The following is a 22,045-nucleotide window of genomic DNA, read 5'->3' on the forward strand; positions in this document are numbered from 1 at the left end:
GCTCCCTTCACAGCCAAGGAGACCACCTTGTCCGTCCTCACCACCAACCGCGGTGGCACCACGGTTGATCTCGAACTCAACCTCGGTCGCCTCCTCGACCGCAACCCGCAGCTCCAGATCCCCCGGGACGAGTACAACATCAACGTCACCTCGAACGAGGGAGACCGGCTCAGCGGCGACGAACTCGCGGCGGAATACGGCACGTTCCCGGGCGCCGGCCACCCCGCGCACCTGTACTTCCACCTCCCGCTGTGCAACTACATCTGCCATTTCTGCAACTACGTGAAGAGACTGGTGCCGCGGGGCAAGGAGGACGGCGCGCTGCGCCTGTGGTCCGAGCTCCTCATCGAGGAGTCCCGCCGCTACCTGGACCGCTACGACTGGATGCCGCACGCCCGCATCGAGTCCTTCTACATCGGTGGTGGCACCGCCGCACTGCTGCTCAACAACCCCGACTTCATCAAGCCACTGGTCAAGCATGCCCGTGAGAACTACGACCTGGCGGACGGCATCGAGTTCAACATCGAGGGCAACCCGGAGAACTTCCAGCGTCACCACCTGGAGACGGCCAGGGAGCTGGGCTTCAACCGGTTCAGCCTCGGTGTGCAGTCCCTGCAGGACGAGGTGAACGACTTCACCAAGCGCCGTCACTCCGCTGCCCAGTCGATCGAGGCCGTCGAGAACCTGCTCGCGACCGGCTGTCCCTTCAACGTCGACATGATGTTCGGCCTGCCCTACCAGACCCCGGAGTCGGTACGCCGCGACATGGAGATCCTCACTGGCCTCGGCGTCCCGACCATCACCATCTACCGGCTGCGCAACGCCGACCGCGAGGAGATGGGCATCGGAAACCGGGCGGTGTGGAACAACCCCGCAGTGCGCGAACGCCTCATCAGCGAGGGCCGGTTCCCGGACCTGGAATCGACGTACGCGATGCGCCAGGAGGCCGTCGAGGTCCTGCTCGAACAGGGCTACTACCCCAGCCCCTGCGGCTGGTGGAGCCGACCGGGCACCTACGAGGGCGGCAACATCCCGCAGACGTCGAAGAACAAGTGGGAGCACTACAACACCATGATCGCGTACGGTCCCGGGGCCTACGGCTGGCTCACCGGCGACCAGGAGGAGTTCCTCCAGACGCACAACATCACCGACATCAGCAAGTACGTGTCGTTCATGCAGAACAACGAGGGTCTGCCGCTGAGCTTCGGCCGGCGCCTGTCCGGCCACAAAGCCATCGGGACCGCGCTCGGCTTCAACTTCAAGGCCAACCAGCCGATCGTCCTGGACCGCTATCGGGAGCGATTCGGCGCCGATCTGCTCGAAATGGAACCGTTCGCCTCGGCGTTCGCGGAGCTGCTGGAGCGCGGGCTGATCGAGGAGGTTGCCGACGGGGCCGCGCTGAAGCCGACCCTGGACGGTGAGGCGCTGCACGAGGAGATCATCTTCCACTACTTCCACCAGCGCATCGGCCTGTCCGACGCGCCCGTGTGCCGGCGGTGACCGTGCAACAGACGACAATGACGACGTCCGCCGCCCCGGCCCACGGCTCGACCCGCCGGGTCGAGAACTCCTTCGCCGCCCTGCACGGCGCCGACTCGGCACTGCTCGTACCCGGCGTCGTGGCCGCCACCATGGGCACGCTGCTCGCGTTGACCAACCGAGGTGGCCACATCATCGCCTCCGACCAGACCTGCGACCCGCTGCGCGGCATGCTCACCCAGGAACTCACCGGCCTCGGAAGGTCGGTGACGTTCGTCGACTGCACCGACGTGGATGTGGTCGCAACCGCCGTACGGCCCGCGACGCAGGTCGTCTACACACAGTCCCTCAGCGATCCGCTGATGCGGCTGTGCCCGGTCAACGAGGTCGCCATCCACGCGCAGATGAACGACCTGCTGCTGGTCGTGGACAACACCGTGCTGTCGCCCGCCGAGCTGCGGCCGCTGGAGACCGGTGCCGTGGTTGTCATCGAAGACACGGCCCCCTACCTGGACGGCTGGGGAGACGTCGGCGCCGCCCTGGTCACCGGCCTGGACCGGTACCTGCCGCGGATCGCCGAGCAGTGCGCGCGCCTCGGCGGCGAGGTGGACGGCTGGGCGGCGCACCTGCTGGAACGTTCCCTGTCCACCCTGCAACTACGCCTGTCCGCTCAGCGAGCGGGCGCCGAGCGGGTCGCCGAGGCACTGCGCGGGCACCCTGCCGTACGGACAGTGCACCGGCCGTCGTACGACGAGGCGCCCTGGGCCCTGGAGACCCACCAGGGCTTCGGCGGACTGCTGTCCTTCGAAGTCGTACCGGAGGTCAGGGACCTGTCCGGGGTGCTGGACGCCTGCCGCGGCGACGGCACACCGCTCGGCACGTCGGCACGGCTCCCGGTCCACACCACCCATGCCCACCTGAGCGAGCGGGTGCGCCGGGAGGCGGGTGTCTCACGGCAGCTGGTGCGCCTGTCGGTGGGCGCCGAAGACGGCGACGCGCTTGTCGGCAGGATACGGCGGGCTCTGGACGCGGCCCTCGAACAGAGCACGGCCCTCAAGCAGAGCAACGGAGGAGAGCGATGCTGAACGGCATTGATCTGCGCGCCAGGCGGGCCCTGGCCGAGCAGATCCGGGAGGACTCCTGGGAGGCGCAGCTGAGCATGGGTGTGGCGGCGCATCCCGCTGTCGCCGACCGCTGCCGGGTGCGGACCGAGCCGATGCGGCTCGGCTCCACCCGGGTGGCCCGGACCTTCGACATCGACCAGCGGTGCGGATCCGGTGCGGACGGCTGCCTCGACCCGGTCGGCTCGCTGCTGGTGGCGCTGGGCGCGTCCGTGGCGGAAAGCGTCGTCACCGAGCTGACCGGAGATGGGTGCAGTCCGGCGCTGCTGGAGGTGCTGCCGTGCGTCGAGTTCGCGCGGGGCGAGGGTGCGGCCAGGCTCGCGTACGAGATACGTATCGAGGGTGATGTCCTGGTCGAGCAGGCCCGACGGGCGCTCGCTGCGGCCCGCGAGCGCTGCAGCGCCCACCGCACCCTGGATGAGCCCAACGACATCAAGGCTGTGGTGCAGACCGCCCAGGACGTGCACTTGACCAGCCGGCCCGTCCTGCCGGGCACGGAGCCGTTCGTGCCGGAGCGGAGGCGTGCGGCCCGGGTGATGTGGGAGGTGGGCACCCATGTGCTCGCCGAGGTCGACGGCGTGCACGCGGAGTCCGATCAGCCCAAGCAGCTGTTCGGCGCGGACCTCGCGCCCAGCGCCCAGGAGTACTTCCTGGCCGCACTGGCAGCGGAGGCCCTGAGCTTCGCCGATCCCACCACGGCCCCGGACACGCCACCCGCCTCCGTCCACGCCTCCGGCCGCATCGACCTGCGCGGACCGTACTCCACTGAGGTCGCCCCTGCCGGACTCCGCAACGTCCTCGTCCAACTGCTGCCCGCCGACCCCGCGGTGGACGGCGACACGGCGGCTCGGGCCATGCGCCGCTGGCTCGCCGAGGGCCACGCCCTGCGGCTGGTCAGGGACGCCCACCCGATCGAGGTCCGGCTGGTCCTGAACGGCGAACCGGTCCCCGCGCAGCACACCGAGAACGACGGCACGAGCGCCGTCAACGACACGAAGGAGCAGCACCGTGCCCCGTGAATGGGACGCCAAGACGTACGACTCGCTTCCCCTGCCCCACCAGCAGTGGGGCAAGCGCACCCTCGGCCGGCTGGATCTGAAGGGCGGCGAGACCGTCCTGGACGCCGGCTGCGGCACGGGGCGCGACACGGCCGCGCTGCTCGACCTGGTGCCGGACGGCCGGGTGATCACGGTCGACGGCTCCAGCCGGATGCTCGACCAGCTCCGCACGAAGCTGGCCGACCGGATCGACCGGGTCGAGGTCGTCCAGGCCGACCTCACCAAACCGCTGCCGATCTCCTGCCAGGTCGACGCAATCACCAGCGTGGCCACCTTCCACTGGATCACCGACCACACCGCGCTCTTCGCGAACCTCGCACAGCACCTCTGCCCGGGCGGCCAGTTCGTCGCCGAGTGCGGCGGCCAGGGAAACGTCGCGCGAATCAACGCAGCCGTGGAGGAGGTGCTCGGCAAGAAGACCGACGACAAGGAGAAGATCTGGTACTTCGCCGACGTCGAGGAGACCACCAAGCATTTGCGGAACGCCGGGTTCACCGACATCGAGGTCAACCTGCTGCCCGATCCTGCCCGGCTGGAGCCCGGCGAGCAGCTGTGGAGCTACCTGGCCACCGTGGTCCTCGGTTCTCACCTCGACCGGCTCCCCGAGTCCGATCACGAGGAGTTCGTCCACGCGGTCGCCGCCCGCCTGCCCGAGCCGGTCGTCGACTACGTACGGCTGAACCTCACCGCCCGCCGCGCCTGACGGAGGCACTCCATGGCACACCCCGCCCTCCCCACTCTCCTGGTCGTCCACGACCAGGGATCCGCCAGCCCCCTGCGCATCCTGTCCGCTGCGCGGGGACTGTGCCGGGTGGTCTTCCTCTGCGAGCGGGAACACCCCTCTCTGGCAACCGAGTTGCGGCAGATCGCGGGGCACGCCAAGGTTGCGGACATCACGGACCTCGGCGAGACGGAGGTGTGCCGACTCGCCGAGAGCCTGGAACCCGCGGGCGTCGTCACCTTCAGCGAGCATCGGCTGCGGCTCACCGCGGCGGTAGCTGAGCACTGCGGCTTGCGTTTCCACTCCCGAGAGACCGCGGCCGCCCTGACCGACAAGTACCTGCAACGGAAGGCACTTTCGGAGAGCGGTGTCCAGCGCACCGGATGTGCACTGGTCCGGCACCCGGACCAGGCCGCCTCTGCACTCGCTCTGGTGGGGACGCCCGCCGTGCTCAAGCCAAGGCACGGCGCCGGAAGCGTGGACACCTGCCTGGTCGCCTCGGCCGACGAATGCCGCTCCCAACTGGCGGAGTTCGCCGGGGAAGCGCAGCGCGACTTCGTCCTGGAGGAGTATCTGCGCGGGGATCCCGGGCAGACGGGCCCGGGCCGGGGCGACTACGTCTCCGTGGAGTCACTGATCGTCGACGGCGAGCCGCGGACCGTGGCCGTCACGGGAAAGCCACCGTTGGTCCCGCCGTTCCGGGAGACCGGGCATGTCCTGCCCGCTGCCGTCCCGCCCACTCTCGCGACGGACGTCATACGGCTGGAGCAAGCGGCGGTACGTGCCCTGGGCATCCGGCACGGGGCGACCCACACCGAGGTCAAGCTCACCACCGACGGACCGAAGATCATCGAGGTCAACGGACGGCTGGGCGGTTTCGTCGCCGAGATCGTGCAGCGCCACACGGGGTACGACATGGTGGCGGCGGTGCTGCGGCTGGCGCTCGGGTTTCCTGTCGCTGCACCGCAGCCCGCACCGAGGTGCGGGGACCGGGTGGCCTTTCAGTATCTCCTGATCCCTCCCGGTGGCTTGCTGCGGCCCGGGCCGCCGTCGCTCCTCCAAGGACTTGCGGAGCTGCCCGGGATCGATCTCGTCGAGGTTTCCCCGCCCGACGCCTGGTACACCGACTGGCGACGGGGCACGACCGGCGCGATCGGTGTGTTGTACGGATCCGTCTCCACTCACGCCGAGTTGGGGACGCTGCTGGAGCAGCTACAGCACCGGCTGGGCCGCTTTTGGCGCGGCACACAGGTCCGCTCGCCGACGTGGGTCGGCCGATCGATACGGTGGACCAACTCCTCTGAATTTCCGAGGCTTTGACGAAAGGTGCAAGACATGTCCGAGAACAACACTCCTTCCGAGGTGGTGTGTCGTCCGGTGGGCCGGGTGGTCGGTGGACGGGGTGAGGTCCGGGACGACGACTGGGGTACGGAGCGGGCCGTCATCCGTCTGGATGCCGACCGGTTCGGCCCCGACGCGGTCGCGGGCCTGGACGCCTTCTCCCACCTGGAGGTCGTCTACCACTTCCACCGCGTCCCCGTGGACCGGATCGAGACCGGGGCCCGTCACCCCCGCGGCAACACCGACTGGCCCCTGGCCGGCATCTTCGCCCAGCGCGGCAAGAACCGCCCCAACCGCCTTGGCGTCTCCCGCTGCCGCCTGCTCGACATCGACGGACTCGACCTCCACGTCCAGGGCCTGGACGCCATCGACGACACCCCCGTCCTCGACATCAAGCCCTACATGACCGAATTCAGCCCCCAAGGAACCGTCACCCAACCCGCCTGGGCCACCGAGATCATGCGCCACTACTACTGACCTACCGCCCACCGGCACCATCGAACGGTACTTGTCTGCGCACCGGAAGGCCGCGAGCCAAGGGCGTTGTGGTCAGCGGCCAGGGGCGCTACGTGAAGACAGAGATACTCCGGCTCTTTTCGAGCCTGTGGGCTCGCAGCCTTGCAGGCTGCCCGCCAACGTGAATCGCGTTCACTACAGAATATTCGACCATATGCCGCCGGCCCATAAGACAGCATCAGAGAACCAGTTTTCCTCTGATGGGAAAGGCGTGCTCCGTTCCAGAAATGTCTCGGCAGATCTTCCGAATGGGAGGCGCCCGCCCTACCCGAACCGTCTCTTCAGGAACAGTGTCTTCGACGGCGCATACCCCACTCCCCTCTGGGCGTAGGCCGCCGGTCATCAGTAGACCTCCGGCCGCCGCCGATAGTCAAGTGGATACGCAAGTAAGGCCGGGGGGGCCGGGCGGGAGCCGGGACCGCACCGGGATCGGATCGGGAAGGTCCGAGCGGACGCTGCCCGTATGCGAACTGCCATCTGTGATAGTCGGCCGTGGGTCCTCATGGGCCTCACGCACCTGCTGACCACGCGGTCCTCCGCCGAGATCGTATTCGTGTCGGCCTCCGCTCTCCCCGGACCGGGAGAGGAGGTCGACGTGCTGTTCGTCGAAGACGGGCCGATGGTCCCCGCATCGAAGGAGTGGTCGCAGACCGATGGGCGCGGCGCGAGCACCGTCGTCATGGGTGCCGGGGTGACGCCCGATGAGGTGCTGCGGCGCGTGTCCGAACTGCACGCCATCCGCCCATCGTCGGTTGGCCGCTCGGTGGATGTGCTGTCCCCTCGCGAGCAAGAGGTGTTGCGGTTCATTGCTGCCGGAATGACGCACGGTCAGGTCTCACGACGCATCGGGATCAGCCAGCACACCGTCGACACGTACGTCAAGAGGGTGCGCTCGAAGCTCAGCGTCGGAAACAAGGCCGAACTCACTCGCATTGCCCTCAGCCTCAGCCCCTCGTGAAAGGGGACCGTGGAGGCGTCCCCTCGGGGAAACGATTTCCATTGCGCTGCCTTCGCCGGAGAGTGAAGCCGAACCATTCCGGGAGCACGCACACTGGAGGCGTCTCGGAAAATACCAACAGGTCGTAACCCGGCGGAACCAGGGGCTCCGAATTCGCCTCTGTATTATCTCTGTTATCACGAGGTCAATCTCTTATGATCGGGTGCCAATGCCCAGATCAGAGTCTGGTGGCCAACAGGGGGTCAGGTATCCGTGTCTGGGAAGAATGGAGCCCTGCGGTTCAACATCCTCGGGGCATTGGAGGGGTGGTATGGAAGCACCCGACTGCGTCTGGGGGGAGTGATCCAGGAACGCATACTCACGGCTCTGCTGCTCGAACCGGGCAGGACGGTGCCCGTATCCCGGTTAGTGCAGGCCGCATGGGACGAGGATCCACCCGCGACGGCCGCGCACCAGACCCGCAAGGCCGTCGCCGACCTGCGTCGGCGCATCCCGGACGGTAGCCGCCTCATCGTCACCGACGGCCCCGGCTACCGGGCGATGCCGGCCGACCATGAGCTGGACCTGATCGAGTTCGGAACCCACCTGACGAAAGCCGGCGGAGCAGCCGCTGCGGACAACCCCTCGCACGCGGCCGAGGAACTGCGCCGGGCCCTTCGGCTGTGGCGCGGCCCGGTCCTGGAAGGCAGGGGAAGTGCGCTGATCGAGGCCGCCTCGACCATGCTCGACGAGCGCCGGCTGGCGGCGGCCGAGCGCTTCTTCGACATCCGCCTCGGCCTCGGTGATGCGGCCCAGTTGGTGATCGACCTGCGGGACACCGTCACACGCCACCCCACGCGCGAGACCCTCCGAGGACAGCTGATGCTCGCGCTGTACCGCACTGGGCGCCAGGCCGAGGCCCTTGAGGAGTTCCACAGGGTCCGGAAACTCCTCCAGGAGGAACTCGGAATCGACCCCGGACCGCAGCTGAGCGGACTGTACGAGGCGATCTTGCGAGAAGCCCCGGAGCTGGCGCCTGCGGAACCGCTGCCCCCGGCTCACCCGACGCAGGCTCACGAGCCACCGGAGGAGCCATCCGCGCCCCCGGCCGACAGGGCCGTGGTCCCTTGCACTCTGCCGTCCGACCTCGTCGATTTCACCGGCCGCCGGAAGGAACTCGACGCACTTCTCGCCCGCATCACCGCCGGTAAGGAACGCGGTGAGCGGACCAGCCGGATCGTGGCCATCGACGGAATGGGCGGCAGCGGCAAGACGTCTCTCGCCGTGCGGGCGGCCCACCAAGTGGCGGGGGAATTCCCCGACGGCCGGCTCCACCTCGACCTGCGCGGCTTCACGCCCGACGAATCACCGGTGTCCCCGACGACCGCCCTCGGTGTGCTGCTCAGAGCGGTCGACACCCCCGGGGACCGCATACCCGACGACATCGAGGGCCGCACCGCGCTGTGGCGCTCCACCCTGGCCGGCCGCCGGTTGCTGCTTCTGCTCGACAACGCCAGAGACGTTGGGCAGGTCCTTCCCCTTCTGCCCGCCTCACCGGGATGCCTGGTCCTGGTCACGAGCCGGGCGAGGCTGGTCGACCTCGACGGAGCCGAATGGCTCTCGATCGGCCCGATGTCCCGTGAAGACAGCCTGTTGTTGATCGAGGAAGTACTCGGTGCGGCGTGTGTGGCCGCTGAGCCAGCGGCGACCGCCGAACTGGTCCAGCTGTGCGGCCGACTGCCCCTCGCGCTGCGCATCGTGACCGCCAGGCTGCGCAACCGCCCGCGATGGACCGTGGAATACCTGGTGGATCGGCTGCGAGACGAGACCCAGCGGCTGGAAGAGCTGAGCGCCGGTGAACGCAGCGTCGCGGCGTCCCTGCACCTGTCGTACCAGGCCATGGACGAGGAACACCGCACCGCCTTCCGCGTGCTGGGCCTGCACCCGGGCCCGGACATCGATGTGTACACGGCGGCCGCCATGCTGGGCTCGGACGTACGGGGCGCCGAGGACGTACTGGAACGGCTGTTGGACGTACATCTCCTCCAGCAGCCCGCCATCGGCTTGTACCGGTTCCACGACCTTGTGCGCACTTTCGCCCAGAGCCGTCGCCACCCCGCCACCGAGCAGGAGGACACCGCAGCCGTCCGCCGTCTCCTGGACTACTACGTGACCGCCACAGAGTCGGCGTGCACGGTGCTCTTCGCCGGCCGCGAAAGCCGCGCCACCGGCATACCCGACTACCTCGGTCAACTGCCGCCTCTCACCGATACGGCGAACTGCACCTGCTGGTTCGACCGCGAACACGACAGCTTGATCGCTGCCGTCTCGCTCGCCCACCGCAGCGATCTCGACCGTCACGCCGTATGTCTCACACGCAATGTCGTCTTCTGGCTCAACGCCCGCGGGCAGTTCAAGGAGTTCAGGGATCTCGGGCGGATGGCGGTCGAGGCCGCACGCCGGGCCGAGGATCTGGCGCTGCTCGGCATCAGCCTGTCCAACCTCGGTGTGGCGTGCTGGAAACTGGGGCTTCTGGAAGAGGGGCTCGCGGTGGCCACAGAAGGGCGCGGCATCGCGGTCGGCTTCCGTGATCGGCACACCGAGGCACACAGCGAGTCCACGATCGGGCTCTTGCTGACCGTGCTCGGACGCCACGCTGAAGCGCTGCCGCATCTGGAGCACGCGATCGCACTGGAGCGGGAGTTGAAGGTACCGAGGGCGGAGGCCCAGACCCTCACCAACCTCAGCACGCTGTACGCACAGTGGGGCAGGTACGAGGAGGCGGCCGCCGCAGCACGTCAGGCCCTGGAGCTCCACCGGACCTTCGACGACCGCAACAACCGTGTGATGGCGCTGACCGACCTGGCTTTCGCTCACGTTGGCCTTGGGGCGTATGAGAAGGCTGACGCCTGTCTCACCCAGGCCCGTGCGCTGTGCGAAGTGTCGAGCGCTCCGGGAGACGTTGCTCTGACCTTGGCACTCTCCGCCGAGGTGGCCGAATACCTGGGCCGGCGGTCAGAGGCGTCCTGCTTCGCCGGACAGGCACTCGAACTCGCGCAGGCGAGTGGCAGTCCGACGCGGCAGGCAAAGGTCGAGAACCTCGTCGGTGGACTGTGCCGGTGCAGGAACGAGCACGACAGGGCCCTGTCCCTGCACACCCACGCACATCAGCTCGCTGCCGCAATCCAGTACCGTGCGGAAGAAACGAGAGCCCTGAGCGGAATGGCCGATGCGGCAAGGGCACTCGGTGACACCGCCTCGTCGGCCGAGTATCGCGCGGCGGCGACCGCGCTGCTCGACTCCTTGGACTGACCCGCACACCATCTCGGTGACCGCTTCACGGTGTGGTCCAGCCCGGTTGCTGGTCGTCGGCGACGATGCGGTGAGTGCGCTGTGCGCCGTCTGCGAACGACCCGGCCGTCGCGTCGAGGCCGAGAACCAGGACGGCCGCCGAAAGGATGCCGATGAGTCCTGCCAGCTTCCTGTGCATGTTTCTCCTTGGTGACCGGTGCTGCCGCTGTGTCGTCACCGATGCTCGCCGTGCCCCTTCCCGTCCCGGTCCCGTCCCGTTACCATTTCCCGCCGGCCACGTTCCCGCTCACGTTCGGATTCGTCGCCCACCTGCTCCGCACTTCGGTAAGTCGCTCTTGGGCCGCCTCCGGCGAACCGCCTCGGACAATGACCTGGACGTGCGCGGGAGTGCCGTCACTGGCTGCTGCAAAGCGAGCGTCGTGGACGTGGCTCAAGCCGCGGATGTCGTCCAAGGCTGCTGCCAGATTCGGGCCGGTGCAGGGGACCGCCAGGCGGGTGAGAGCAGCGAAGGAAGTCGGAGCGGGACACCGTGGCAATGAGCCGATGAGTGCGGACAGCACGTCCTCCTCCGGAGGCCGGCCGGTGGCCGCCTGTATGAGGCGCCGGATCGCGCTCGGGGCCGGCCGCGCCGCGGATGCGGCGATCCGAGGGCCGCGTTCGGTGACGACCACCTCCGTGTGAGCAGGCCCGTGCTCCAGTCCTGCCAAGTCCAGCAGGGCTCTTACGGCCGTCCGGATCGCAGTTCTGTCGGCCTCGGACAGCGGCGCCGGATACAGCAGATCGGCGCCCGAGTCCGCCCTGGCGGTCATGCCGGTCACCTGATGCATGCCCTCCCGCGAAAGCGTGTCCACACTGATCCGTGGCCCGGTCAGGAATTCCTCGACGACATACGGCCCGGCAGGAGCATCGGCCGCCCAGGCGTCGAGGTCATCCCCGTCGCGCAGGACAGTGGTCCGCGGTCCGAACCCGGCCTTGACGACCACGGGCGCAGTGAATTCCTCGGCCAAGGTACGGACGGCCACCACGTTCAGGGCCGACTTGGCCCTCACGACGGACACTCCGGCCTGATTGAGGATGCGTCGCATGAGTTCAGGATCACGGAGCCTGCGCAGCGGCTCCGCGCTCGTCGGCGACAGTTCCAGGAGGGCGCGCTCGACGGCAAGGTGGATCACCTCCTCGTCGCCGAAGTACAGGACATGGGGAATCTCATGGGTGACGGCGGTCTTCACCAGTTTGGTGAACAGCCTGTCCGCGTCCTGGAAGTCGGTGCGCACCCGTCGTCCGCAAAGCTGTTCCTCGTTCAGCCGCCCGTCCACGAGACCTGTGACCAACCAAGTGTCCAACCCGGCCGCCGTCGCGGCTGCGAGGATATGGGCCTCCGGCTCCAGCAGGAGGAGCCGCTCATATTCCTTGCTCACTGCATCCCTTTCCACCGGCTCTTCTCGGCGCTGTCCGCTACCTGGTGAAGACCCGGCGCCTGCGTGCCCGACTGCCCATCTGGAAGAAGACGACGGAGAGCATGCTCACCAGTACCTCCCTGACGCACTCGCATCCGAACTCTGTGGTGCTCGACAGACCTACCGGAAAGAGCACGGATCATGAGGCTTCACCCCCGTCCGTGAAATTGATCTCGACGAGTCGCTGCGGCCGGCGTGCGCAAAGCCAGCCACATTCAACCGGTCCACGAGGTGACGATGACCACGAAGGGTGAACGGCCTGGTCTGCACGGTGACGTCCATGAGGAACGACGACGTCGCGAGCCGGTCGATCCGCTGCGCCCCGATCTGGGAAAGGAACAAACGAAGCTCCTCAACGCGCAGCCCGGCAACGCGCCGGACCACGCCGACACCGTCACCGCTGCGTGAATACCAGTACCAGCGGCCGGAAACGTCCAGAAGCGCCATCACAGCTGAGCGTTCCGCTCGCGCCAGGGGCACATCGTCTCCCGGGAGCTTGATCCGGTCGTTGGGCTCGTCGCGGTCCCGCATCAGGAGCGTCCACCTTCGCCTTCGGTGAACGGCCCCTCGCGGTGTGATGGATTCTCATGTCGGAGAACGTCGTCCGCATGTCGCAGAATCCAGTGACACCGGTTCAGAGGACAACGGGCGCAGCCGATGGAGGCGCCGTACCCACTTCTCATCAGCCAACGGCTCTGCCGCGACCGTCGATGTGGTCGTCCGAGCGAAACGCTCGACGGCTATGCCCTGACCTCGGCCGTCTTGTCACCCGGGTGACCGGTACGTGGCTGATCACCAGGCGTGTCCCGGAAGAACTGTCCTCGTGGGAGCGGTGGTTGAAGGTGACCGCGCGGAAGCCACCCGGTCCGGTGGCGGGGAACAAGGACAAGAGGGAAGACCATGAACGACACCTCCGCATTTCCGACCGTCCCACCACGGCACGAGGACGCGATTTTCGTCCACGTCAGGTCGTGCTCGGGCCTGCGGAGGCGAGCCCTCTAGCCGATCCCCGACTACCGCCGTGGTGCTCCTCCACGCCTCCGCCCGGTGAAGAAGTTCCGGAACCGGTGGTGGGATGCCTCCTCCGCTGGGTAGCCGTCGCCGTTCTCGGCCGGGTAGCCGATCACCGTCCAGCTCACCGCGGAGACCGCGGGCTCCAACGACAGTCGGCTGACGGCCGTTTCGAGAAGCGAGTCGTCGCGGCGTTCGGTGGTGAGTTCCGCGGCGACGGTGACCTTCCCCTCCTCCGCGTCGCGGCTGAACACCGAGCGCAACCGGAAGCCAGGCTGGGCGACGGCCTGGACGATCAGGGCTCTGATGTGTGCCTCCTCCGGCTCGGTGCACACCGCCTCGAAGTAGTAGTCGGTGGCGACCTCGGCGCCGCCGCGCGGCTCCCGGTCCAGACGCCGGCCCAGCGGCCGCAGCAGCAGGTTGGCGCCCACCACCGCGACCGTCCCGAGCCCCGCCAGTACGTACAGCCCCGTACCGGCCAGGGCTCCTACTGCAACCGAACACCACAGTTCGGCAGCGGTGTTGAGGCCGCGCACGCTCAGCCCGTCCCGGATGATGACACCGGCTCCCAGGAAGCTGATGCCGGAGACGATCTGGGCCGCGAGCCGTCGCATCCGACGGTACTGGTGGCCTGCGCGAAGCCGCAGTTGGACAAACAGGACGAACGGCGCGGACCCGGCGGCCACCAGCGCGTTCGTCCGCAGCCCAGCCATCCGGGCCCGCCACTGCCGCTCCAGGCCGATGGCAGCTGCGAAGCCGAGCCCGGCAGCAATGTTGTCCACCATCTGCCATTCGTTGACGATGGCCATGACCTGTTCCCCTCGTCCTTGATCCCGTTCCCGTGTCGGCTTCTGTATCGGCGACTCACAGTCAGGTGTTGAACCGACGGATACACCTCGGGTTCGTTTCCGCCGCGGTCCTGGCTCACCCGGCTGCGAATCGCCTGGGTGGACGGCTCGAACTCCTTAGAGGTCGTCTCATTTGGCTTCGTCGGTAGTCTGGGCTCGTGCTGATGGTGGAACGCTTGGTGCCGGACGAGCTGTACGAGCTGTTCCAGCGGGTTGTGCCACCCGCTCCGTCGCGGCCGCAGGGCGGGGGCCGACGCCGGTACGGTGACCGTGAGGTCCTCGCGGCGATCATCTTTGTGGCCACGACGGGCTGCACCTGGCGGCAGTTGCCGCCCGTCTTCGGTCCGTCGGGGCCGACCGTCCACCGGCGCTTCACCGAGTGGACCGCTGCCCGGGTCTGGGCCAAGCTCCACCGCGTCATCCTCGACGAGTTGGGATCGCGCGGGGACCTGGACTGGTCGCGCTGCGCCATCGACTCGGTGAACATGCGGGCCCTGAAAGGGGGGAGCTGACAGGTCCGAATCCTGTCGACCGGGGCAAGAAGGGCTCGAAGGTCCACTTGATCACCGAGCGGACCGTTTTACCCCTGTCTATCGGGATCTCCGGTGCGAACCTGCACGACGGTCAGGCACTCAAGCCGCTCGTCCGAGGCATCCCGCCGATCCGCTCGCGCCGCGGGCCGCGCCGACGACGGCCCGCCAAGCTCCATGCGGACAAGGGGTACGACTACGACGACCTGCGTCGATGGCTCCGCGGGCGAGGCATCCGGCACCGCATCGCCCGCAGAGGCATCGAGTCCTCCACCCGACTGGGCCGGCACCGCTGGACGATCGAGCGCACAATGTCCTGGCTCGCCAGCTGCCGCCGCCTGCACCGCCGCTACGAGCGCAAGGCTGAACACTTCCTCGCCTTCACCGCCATCGCCTGCAGCCTCATCTGCTACCGCAGACTCACCAAATGAGACGACTTCTTGGTAGAGGTCGGCCTGGTCGAGCCCGGCGACGCCAACCCGTACGACGGGGTGGCGTTCGGCTGGCAGCTGCGGAACAAGATCGTCGCCGCGGCGGCCGCGGCAGATGCCGGAGGTTGCCACCGGCTACCCAGGTCAGCTTGCCTGAGGGATCGGGGTTCAGTGCCTGCGTCGTTCGGAGCCTATGCGGGGGCGTAGCCCGTACGGGACTTTGGCCGTGCCGTCGTGTTCGCTCCACAGCCGTGTTCCCGACCGCATAAGCGCCCAGCCGATCTTCTCGTACGGCATGAGCTCGCCAACGCTGAGCTGTCCCAGGAGGTGGGTCAGCTCCTCGGCTACTCGCAAATCATGCTCGCGCTCTCGCTCGTCGGCGTTGGCGTACCCGTCGGCGCGAGCGGTGAACTCCTCGTAGGTCAGTTCACCGAGGCGACGGCGGTGCGTCCGCAGCGCCTCGCTGTCGACATACGCATCTGAGTATTCCTTGCCGAAGCGGCGCCCGTACTCGCGGACCCGTTGACGTTCCTTCTCCAGCGTCTCAGGACTGATCTGCCGCTGGCGGGCAGTTGCGACCTCGTCCGCGCGGGACAGGAGCCAGGTCAGAGGGGAAGGGCACAGGAAAATACCCAGCCTGCCGTAGCCCTGCCATTGGCAATGCGTGTATCCGACAGCCTGCGCAACCCACCCGTACCGGTCGCCGGTGCCGCTGTTCGGAGCGAGGCTTTTGAACTCGACGCCGAAGGCAGGCTCCTTATCGTGCCAACCTTCCGGATCCCGGGGCCTGAGCACTGCGTCTATTCGTGCCTCTTCGCCAGTCCAGTAGCGCCCTGGCACCTGCTCCTCAATGTGGAACCACTTGTCCAGTTTGCCGAGGACGAACGCGGCGAGAGCCTTCTCGTCAGGGAACGTTTCGGGTGCTGGCAACAACGCCTTCTGTCCGTAGCGCACTTCGCCGACTCTACGGCGCCCCAGGGCTCTGCGACAGGCGACCTCAGCGGCTCCGGAGATCGCCCACGCTTTCGCGGTGCGGCCTCGACGGTCTGCCCCGCGACCAGAATCTTGATCTCGCCGCAGATGGAACGGACCCCATCGACACCCTGTCCGCCCAGGTTGCCAAACCGGCAGTCGCGCCGGCGAATGCAACCACCACTGCAACCATGGAGCAGTACCTCGTGCTTGATCACGAGGGAATCTCAGTTCTGCGGCCTCCCATTGTGCAGCCTTGCTGACCCACAACTGGCAGTCGGGGACCATTCGAGAGATGCCGACAAGCGACGCCCCGTGCGACGTCAAGAACTCGGCGCCCTTCTGCAGCGCCACGGGGGTCCCGATCTCGGCCCGCTTCAATAACTACTCCCCGCCGTGGAGGCCCCTTCCAGCCTGGCGCCTGACCAAGCTCATCTCTCCCCCGTTCCGGCCAAACTCACCCGACCCCACGCCGCAGCGCCCAAAAACGGATCCCAAGGGATTCACCAAGCCCATCCGAGGACCTGCGCATCATCCAGGCGCTCATCACCGAAGCTGAGGCGCAGGGACATATCGCCCCGCTCGGACCGCCACAAGGCGCTCCCCCCTCCCCCACCGCCCAAAACAAAAGATCGCTGCTTAGCAGCCCCGGACCTCGATCGCACAACCCCTTAGCCGCCCTGCTTCCGGCTGCATACTCGGGGCACCAGATGCTCCTCAAGGCGGATATCGACAGAGGTCGACTCCGAAATCGAGCCTACGCAACAGCTCGCCATCCGAAGCCATCCGCCGCCTGATCTGCGACACGCGACGCGGCGTCAGGACTACTCGTCAGATTTAGCTGACGGGTAGTCATGAATGTCAGCATTGAGTCAGCATGCATCCCGCCAGAGGTGGTGACAGGTGGCGACACATGCACATGCACCAATCCGCCTTACGCCACCTCTGAGCTGCAAAGATGCTGGCCAACCCGCTACACCCACAACATCGCCACTGACCCGGTGTCAATGGAAGATCAACAGCCATCGCGTCGAACTCGGCGAACTCCGGCATCACGTACTGAACATTCCGGGCGTCGCCAACGCCGCTTTCGACGTCGTTCGCGGTCCGCTCGATGTCCTGGAACTGTTCGTGCTGCCACGTCAGCCCCCGCTCGACCCGGCGGCGTTCGCCGAGACCGTCCGCAGTGCCCTCGCCGAAGCGTTGCCCTCCGCTCTCGTCCCACAGGAGGTCCACGTCGTCCCCGAGATCGTCTTCACCCCCAACGGCAAGTGCGACGTCCGTGCCACACGCGGGAACCTGTTCCGCACGGCGCAGCCGGCGGATCCTTCCCCCGACTCGCCATAGGGAAAGCCGAACAGCTCCGCAAGCAGATCAGGGCCCTGGAGCGCCGCAAACGGCTCCTGCTCGACGAACTGGACGACCCCGACGACCACGCCGACGGCGACCCGGAAGCCGAGAGGGCGAGGGGAGCGACCAGCCATGTTCTGCGCACCCCCGGCGGGAGCCGCGGACGAGGGCTGGTCGTGCCGCACCCCCTGTGACCACGGAGGCTCGCTCATCGTGACCATGTCGGTAGACCTACCGAAGACGTGTGTTGGCTGCCGTGACACGTGCCCGCCGGTGGCTATCAGGGCCGCCCCATGCCAGGGGTCCCTGACCGGGAAATCTCACATCCCCTATGCTTTACAGGACATTTACTACTTCTTTCCCGTGAAAGTGTGGGTAAGCGTGAAGCTGTCCCGTATTTCATCTGTTGTCGCCGCCGCGGCGATCGCGCCTGCCGTCCTGTTCGCCTCTCCGGCTGTCGCCGCCGACGCCGCCACGGCGCCGGTCAACTCGGCCCCTGACACCGCACCGGATGCGAAGCCGGACACGCAGGGCAACGCGAAGGCCGACGACGACAACCGCGTCGCCATCCTCAGGATCATCCACAAGTCCAAGCCCGGCAGCAGCGTCTACGAGGCCGGGCAGGCGGCCATGAACGGCTCCCCCGAGGACCGCGTGCGCTTCCTGAAGGAAGGCTGCGAACTGGCCCGGTTCGCGGACGACAGGCTGCGCACCGTCCAGATCTCCAGCACCGCCGGCAAGGGGCTGCGGAGGGCGGCCCTGGAAGCGCTGAGGAAGGGCACCCACGAAGCTCTTCGCCAGTTCCTGGAGGTCGGCCAGTACGCGGCGCGCGACGAGGACAACTGCGTCGAGATCTCCCGCATCCTCCACACGGCCAAGCGCGGAAGCGTGCTCTACGAGTCCATACAGAAGGTCCTGGACGGCAGCCCCGAGGACCGCACCCGCTTCCTCGAAGTGGGCCAGTACGAGGCCCGCGAGACCGACGACCGCATCCTCGTCACCCGCATCTCCGGGAGCGGCGGCCGCCACCTCATGGAAGCAGCCAGGAAGGCGCTGCTGAGTGACAGAGCCGAGGACATCCGCCACTTCCTCGACGTCGGCCAGTACGAGGCCCGCAGGCTGGACGACGCCGAGGCCGCCAAGGCCAAGGACAGCAAGGACCAGGACGGCAAGGACCAGGAGAACGCCAAGGAAGCCCAGGAGTCCAAGGACGCCGAGGCCACCAGCGGCGAGAACCAGCAGCAGGGCGGCGCCAAGGACGTCAAGGGTGCCATGGAGCCCAACGGCACCACCGGCGCCAAGCCCGCCGCAGACACCTCCAGCACCAGTTCCTCGGGCGCCCAGCTGGCCGCGACCGGCGCCGGCTCGGCCACCCCCTGGGCCGTCGGCGGCACCGTCGTCGCCCTCACCGCCGGCGCCGGTCTGGTCCTGGCCTCCCGCCGCCGCGCCTCCCAGAGCTGACACCGACCGCCGGCACCCCTGCACGAAGAGGCCGGGGCAGCCGCCCCCACGCGGACAGCCGCCCCGCGGGCCATCAGCGAGGTCATCGCCGTTTCATCGGCCCTGGTCAGCGCCGCCGCCCCCCATACGGGCACGTCTCAGCCCAAGGGGGGAACCAGGCAGGAAACGAAAGCGAGCGATCTGGCATGGGTTGTTGGCGCCGCCATAGCGGCGGCGATGGCGGCCGGCACCGTCGGTGCCCGACTGACCGTCGCGCAGGAGACATGGCGTCGTACGGACGGAACCGGAGCACTCGGCGGCGTCTCCGGATACCCAGGATGATCGGGGTGACGGTACCGTGACCGACGGTTGCCATGAGGACGTTCACGGCATGCGCGAGTCGGTGTCCCGGCCCACCGCCGGGCAACTGCCCCGAACTCCGCAGAGTCGGCCGCGGCTACCGCCCCTTCCCGCCGCCCCGCCGCCCTTACCAGCTGACCAGCCTTCACCTTCACCCAGCCGCATACGTGTGGCACGTGGACCGGTTGCCGCTCTGGCGGGGGTAGTTGCCGGGATCCTCGCTCTTGCCATCGCACTCACGTACTGCGGCCCCGGTGCCTCGACGTCCGCCACCACTTCCTCCGCGGCCCCCGGCAATCGCAGCGCCGCTCCCCATGGGACGCAGGGCTTCACTTGGTCGTTGGCCAAGGCGAAGACCGGTTCCTTCGTGGGACTGTGGAGTACGCCGACGTCTGTCGTGCTCGGTACCAAGTCGGGACTGACCGCGTACGACACCGCGACCGGCGATCGGCTCTGGTCCTGGAAGCCGCCGGGGGCAGGGTTGTTGTGCAACATGAGTCACAGCACGTCCGGGGGAATGGGAGCGTTCACCTACGGTGTGTGGGCCACGAACCAGGGCATCGAGAGGTGCGAGCACCTCCAGACCGTCTCGGTGACCTCCGGCAGGCTCGGCTGGGACCGGCCGGTCAGCCTGGTGAGCGGCGGATCGGCCGGTTTCCCCGACCGGGTCGGTGGCTCATCGATGTCCATCAGCGGCAATGCGGTGACCGCTCCCTTCGCCGGCTCCCGCGCTTCGGGCCACCGTGGCACGGACCTGCTCAGTGCCGATGTGCGGACCGGTCAGGTGAGGTGGTCGACCCAGGTGTTTCCCGACGACTTCCCTGACGAAGAACCCACCGTTCAATACGGTCCCTGGATTTGAGGGAGTGTCCTGTGTCGGAGATTCTGTTGCAGGTGTTGACGGCACAGCGCGGGGTCAGACCCCGGGATCGAGCTCGGGTGCCAGCAGCTCGTCGATCGTCTGCCGGCGGCGGATCAGCCTGGTCTCGTCGCCGTCGACGAGGACTTCGGGGATGAGGGGCCGGGAGTTGTAGTTCGACGACATGCTGGCGCCGTACGCCCCGGTGTCGTGAAAGACCACCAGGTCACCTATCTCGGTGCGGGGCAGCGGCACGGGCTCCACATCGCCGCCCTCGACCTGCGTGAACACGTCCCCCGACTCGCAGAGCGGGCCGGCCAGAACCGCGTCCCGGGCCTCCTCGCGGCGGAGCCCGCCCTCCGCGTCGAGCACCGAGACACGGTGGTGGCTGCCGTACATCGCGGGCCGCATCAGGTCGTTGAACCCGGCGTCGACCAACACGAAGTAGTTGCTCCCGACGGGCTTCTGGGCGCGTACCTCGGCGGCCAGGACACCGGAGTTCGCGACCAGGAAGCGTCCGGGTTCGATCTCCAGCCGGACCGGGTGGCCCAGTTCGGAGGCGAGTTCCTGGCGGGCGGCGTCCCAGAGCCTGAAGTAGCGGTCGGTGTCGATCTCCGGGTCACCGGGCGCGTAGGGCACGGAGAGGCCGCCGCCGGCCGAGATGGCCTGGATGTCCCGCCCGGTCATCCTGACCTGCTTGACCATGGTCTCGCAGACCGACTCCAGGTGGCTGTAGTCCACGCCCGAGCCGATGTGCATGTGCAGGCCGACAAGGTCCAGCCCGTGCTTGTCGACCAGCGCGAGACTCTCCTCCAGGTGCTCGTGCCAGATGCCGTGCTTGCTGTGCTCACCACCGGTGTTGGTCTTACGGCTGTGCCCGTGGCCGAAGCCGGGGTTGACCCGTACCCAGACCGGGTGGCCGGGGGCGGCCGTGCCCACCTGGTCGAGCATCTGCGGCGAGCCGGCGTTGACCGGGACGCCCAGTTCGACGACGCGGCGCAGCGTGGACCGGTTCAGCAGGTCGGCGGTGAAGACGATGGGTTCGTTCGCTCCCGCGACCTGGTAGCCGGCCGCGAGCGCCCGCTCGATCTCGCCCTCCGAGACCGCATCGACCAGTACGCCCTCCTCGCGCATCAAACGCAGGATGTGCAGGTTCGAGCAGGCCTTCTGGGCGAAGCGGATCACATCGAACCGACGCAGCCGGGCGATCTGCGCGCGGATCGTATCGGCGTCGTACACCCACAGCGGGGTGCCGTACTCCGCGGCCGCGCCGGCGAGCCGCGGCCCGTCGAGGGAGCCGGGAAGCTCCCCCGTAGAGGAGGAGGCAGCGGGGGAAGAGGCGGAAGCAGAGGTCATGGTCAGTCCTTCTCGCCGATCATCAGGGCAATTCCGAGATTCTCTTCAAAACGCCGCAGGATCTGCTCGGCTGTCCGCACCACGGACGGTTGGTCCGCGCAGCATGAAGCGGGCCACGATCTGCCCGGCGGACACCCGCGGGCCGGGCCCGGTCCCGTAGTTGTCGAAGCCGATGACCTCAAGGAATCCCGGGGGAATTCGCTCCATATGCCAATCGAATCATGGAGTGAACGATCGAGAATTCTTTCCATGCCCCCACACGTTTCTGTACGCAATGCCATACATGGAGGGGTTGACGCCCCCCGGCCGCTATACCGAAACACTATCGCCCTTTTTCTGGCGGCGAGCGCCGACGCCAGAGGGCGTCCTGGATCTACGGAGACTGGACCGGAGGAACTGCACGCCGCCCAGACAACCCGCGAAAATTTACCGATCCCGCTGTGCTCAATCGACAAATATCACTACGCGACGCCCGAGGCGGCGACGCGAGGGTAGCGGCAAGGCATGCCGAACTATCCCCTCTTTCAGTGTCACATCGGAATGATGGACCAATTTTCCACAAGAAACCGTAAATGCCGACATAGCGGTCCATGTTCAAGGCGCCTGAGAATTACGGACGAAGTGTCCTGACCGACCTGGCGCCCATCACCTGTGCACCGCACCAGAAGAGACCGGCGGAGCCCGCGGAACCTGTATCCGAGCAGGCCGGAGAGCCGGCTCGCCGCCCCGCAACAGACGGGGCACGCACGATCGAAGCCCCCGCAGCGGTATGCACGGTTGCGGGGGCTCGGGGTCCGCCTCAATTCGCCGTTCCCACCGGCCACCAGGCCATCCACGCCGAGATCGCCCCCCAACCTGCACGCCCCCAACAACGACAGATCCCCACGGCTTCAGAGAAGCCGTGGGGATCTGGTTGGTGTCCGAGGGGGCACTTGAACCATACGCA

The 22,045-nt window shown here is 67.7% G+C and carries 19 protein-coding genes; 12 read left to right on the forward strand and 7 right to left on the reverse strand.

The window, feature by feature from the left end:
- Positions 1 to 27: 27 nt before the first annotated feature.
- From GR130_RS27410 to GR130_RS27445, 8 genes are all read left to right on the forward strand, one after another.
- A complete protein-coding gene (locus GR130_RS27410; protein ID WP_159507186.1) occupies positions 28 to 1,500 on the forward strand; it encodes a radical SAM protein in 1,473 nt (490 codons plus the stop codon).
- A 17-nt stretch (positions 1,501 to 1,517) separates the two neighbouring features.
- Positions 1,518 to 2,564, forward strand: coding sequence for a PLP-dependent transferase (locus tag GR130_RS27415; protein WP_159507187.1), 1,047 nt, complete (start codon positions 1,518 to 1,520; stop codon positions 2,562 to 2,564).
- A complete protein-coding gene (locus tag GR130_RS27420) occupies positions 2,558 to 3,619 on the forward strand; it encodes a hypothetical protein (RefSeq protein ID WP_159507188.1) in 1,062 nt (353 codons plus the stop codon). The genes GR130_RS27415 and GR130_RS27420 overlap by 7 nt, the downstream gene beginning before the upstream one ends.
- Positions 3,609 to 4,361 (forward strand): class I SAM-dependent methyltransferase, encoded by a 753-nt coding sequence (locus tag GR130_RS27425; RefSeq protein ID WP_159507189.1) that lies wholly within the window; start codon positions 3,609 to 3,611, stop codon positions 4,359 to 4,361. Before GR130_RS27420 ends, GR130_RS27425 begins: the two co-directional genes overlap by 11 nt.
- Before the next feature lie 12 nt (positions 4,362 to 4,373).
- Positions 4,374 to 5,699, forward strand: a complete 1,326-nt coding sequence (locus GR130_RS27430) for an ATP-grasp domain-containing protein (RefSeq protein ID WP_159507190.1) — start codon at positions 4,374 to 4,376, stop codon at positions 5,697 to 5,699.
- Positions 5,700 to 5,714: 15 nt separating this feature from the next.
- A complete protein-coding gene (locus tag GR130_RS27435) occupies positions 5,715 to 6,197 on the forward strand; it encodes an SAM-dependent methyltransferase (RefSeq protein WP_159507191.1) in 483 nt (160 codons plus the stop codon).
- 634 nt (positions 6,198 to 6,831) lie between these two features.
- A complete protein-coding gene (locus tag GR130_RS27440; RefSeq protein WP_236573536.1) occupies positions 6,832 to 7,194 on the forward strand; it encodes a response regulator transcription factor in 363 nt (120 codons plus the stop codon).
- Between the two features lie 408 nt (positions 7,195 to 7,602).
- Positions 7,603 to 10,485, forward strand: a complete 2,883-nt coding sequence (locus GR130_RS27445) for an AfsR/SARP family transcriptional regulator (RefSeq protein WP_236573538.1) — start codon at positions 7,603 to 7,605, stop codon at positions 10,483 to 10,485.
- A gap of 25 nt (positions 10,486 to 10,510) precedes the next feature.
- On the opposite strand, the gene GR130_RS27450 is transcribed toward GR130_RS27445, so the two are convergent.
- From GR130_RS27450 to GR130_RS27465, 4 genes are all read right to left on the reverse strand, one after another.
- Positions 10,511 to 10,663: a hypothetical protein gene (locus GR130_RS27450; RefSeq protein ID WP_159507193.1), complete on the reverse strand. Its 153-nt coding sequence runs from the start codon at positions 10,661 to 10,663 to the stop codon at positions 10,511 to 10,513.
- Positions 10,664 to 10,742: 79 nt separating this feature from the next.
- Positions 10,743 to 11,903: an ATP-grasp domain-containing protein gene (locus GR130_RS27455; protein ID WP_159507194.1), complete on the reverse strand. Its 1,161-nt coding sequence runs from the start codon at positions 11,901 to 11,903 to the stop codon at positions 10,743 to 10,745.
- 159 nt (positions 11,904 to 12,062) lie between these two features.
- A complete protein-coding gene (locus GR130_RS27460; RefSeq protein ID WP_159507195.1) occupies positions 12,063 to 12,473 on the reverse strand; it encodes a hypothetical protein in 411 nt (136 codons plus the stop codon).
- 482 nt (positions 12,474 to 12,955) lie between these two features.
- Positions 12,956 to 13,762 (reverse strand): MgtC/SapB family protein, encoded by an 807-nt coding sequence (locus GR130_RS27465; protein ID WP_201305015.1) that lies wholly within the window; start codon positions 13,760 to 13,762, stop codon positions 12,956 to 12,958.
- 203 nt (positions 13,763 to 13,965) lie between these two features.
- On the opposite strand from GR130_RS27465, the gene GR130_RS27470 reads away from it, so the two are divergent.
- Positions 13,966 to 14,762, forward strand: a protein-coding gene (locus GR130_RS27470; protein WP_236573540.1) for an IS5 family transposase whose coding sequence is annotated in 2 segments (ribosomal slippage) — positions 13,966 to 14,301 and positions 14,304 to 14,762 — 795 coding nt in all. Because the reading frame shifts where the segments join, the coding sequence is not laid out codon by codon here.
- 168 nt (positions 14,763 to 14,930) lie between these two features.
- Here the strand turns inward: GR130_RS27470 and GR130_RS27475 are convergent.
- Positions 14,931 to 15,716 (reverse strand): hypothetical protein, encoded by a 786-nt coding sequence (locus tag GR130_RS27475; RefSeq protein ID WP_159507197.1) that lies wholly within the window; start codon positions 15,714 to 15,716, stop codon positions 14,931 to 14,933.
- A 1,149-nt stretch (positions 15,717 to 16,865) separates the two neighbouring features.
- On the opposite strand from GR130_RS27475, the gene GR130_RS41665 reads away from it, so the two are divergent.
- The 3 genes from GR130_RS41665 to GR130_RS40000 all read left to right on the forward strand — a co-directional run bounded on the left by GR130_RS41665 (position 16,866) and on the right by GR130_RS40000 (position 19,746).
- The gene (locus GR130_RS41665) at positions 16,866 to 17,081 is read left to right on the forward strand and encodes a hypothetical protein (RefSeq protein WP_328707568.1); all 216 of its coding nucleotides are present in this window, start codon (positions 16,866 to 16,868) and stop codon (positions 17,079 to 17,081) included.
- Positions 17,082 to 17,465: 384 nt separating this feature from the next.
- Positions 17,466 to 18,545 carry an ALF repeat-containing protein gene (locus GR130_RS27485; RefSeq protein ID WP_159507199.1) on the forward strand — a complete coding sequence of 360 codons (1,080 nt, stop codon included), beginning with the start codon at positions 17,466 to 17,468 and terminating at the stop codon, positions 18,543 to 18,545.
- Between the two features lie 832 nt (positions 18,546 to 19,377).
- Positions 19,378 to 19,746: a hypothetical protein gene (locus GR130_RS40000; protein ID WP_201305017.1), complete on the forward strand. Its 369-nt coding sequence runs from the start codon at positions 19,378 to 19,380 to the stop codon at positions 19,744 to 19,746.
- Positions 19,747 to 19,800: 54 nt separating this feature from the next.
- Here GR130_RS40000 and lysA read toward each other — a convergent pair whose 3' ends face one another.
- Positions 19,801 to 21,099, reverse strand: coding sequence for a diaminopimelate decarboxylase (gene lysA / locus GR130_RS27495; protein WP_159507200.1), 1,299 nt, complete (start codon positions 21,097 to 21,099; stop codon positions 19,801 to 19,803).
- 45 nt (positions 21,100 to 21,144) lie between these two features.
- Complete coding sequence (locus GR130_RS27500; protein WP_236573542.1) at positions 21,145 to 21,306, reverse strand: hypothetical protein; 162 nt, start codon at positions 21,304 to 21,306, stop codon at positions 21,145 to 21,147.
- Between the last annotated feature and the right edge of the window lie 739 nt (positions 21,307 to 22,045).

It is taken from the genome of Streptomyces sp. GS7, from assembly GCF_009834125.1.
Lineage (GTDB): Bacteria > Actinomycetota > Actinomycetes > Streptomycetales > Streptomycetaceae > Streptomyces.

Bases quoted from the DNA above. Each gene is read 5' to 3' on its own strand.
- GR130_RS40000 (WP_201305017.1), top strand. From the start codon at position 19,378: ATGAGTCACAGCACGTCCGGGGGAATGGGAGCGTTCACCTACGGTGTG.
- GR130_RS27460 (WP_159507195.1), bottom strand. From the start codon at position 12,473: ATGCGGGACCGCGACGAGCCCAACGACCGGATCAAGCTCCCGGGAGAC.
- lysA (WP_159507200.1), bottom strand. From the start codon at position 21,099: ATGACCTCTGCTTCCGCCTCTTCCCCCGCTGCCTCCTCCTCTACGGGG.
- GR130_RS27430 (WP_159507190.1), top strand. From the start codon at position 4,374: ATGGCACACCCCGCCCTCCCCACTCTCCTGGTCGTCCACGACCAGGGA.
- GR130_RS27450 (WP_159507193.1), bottom strand. From the start codon at position 10,663: ATGCACAGGAAGCTGGCAGGACTCATCGGCATCCTTTCGGCGGCCGTC.
- GR130_RS27500 (WP_236573542.1), bottom strand. From the start codon at position 21,306: ATGGAGCGAATTCCCCCGGGATTCCTTGAGGTCATCGGCTTCGACAAC.
- GR130_RS27465 (WP_201305015.1), bottom strand. From the start codon at position 13,762: ATGGCCATCGTCAACGAATGGCAGATGGTGGACAACATTGCTGCCGGG.
- GR130_RS27420 (WP_159507188.1), top strand. From the start codon at position 2,558: ATGCTGAACGGCATTGATCTGCGCGCCAGGCGGGCCCTGGCCGAGCAG.
- GR130_RS27435 (WP_159507191.1), top strand. From the start codon at position 5,715: ATGTCCGAGAACAACACTCCTTCCGAGGTGGTGTGTCGTCCGGTGGGC.
- GR130_RS27415 (WP_159507187.1), top strand. From the start codon at position 1,518: ATGACGACGTCCGCCGCCCCGGCCCACGGCTCGACCCGCCGGGTCGAG.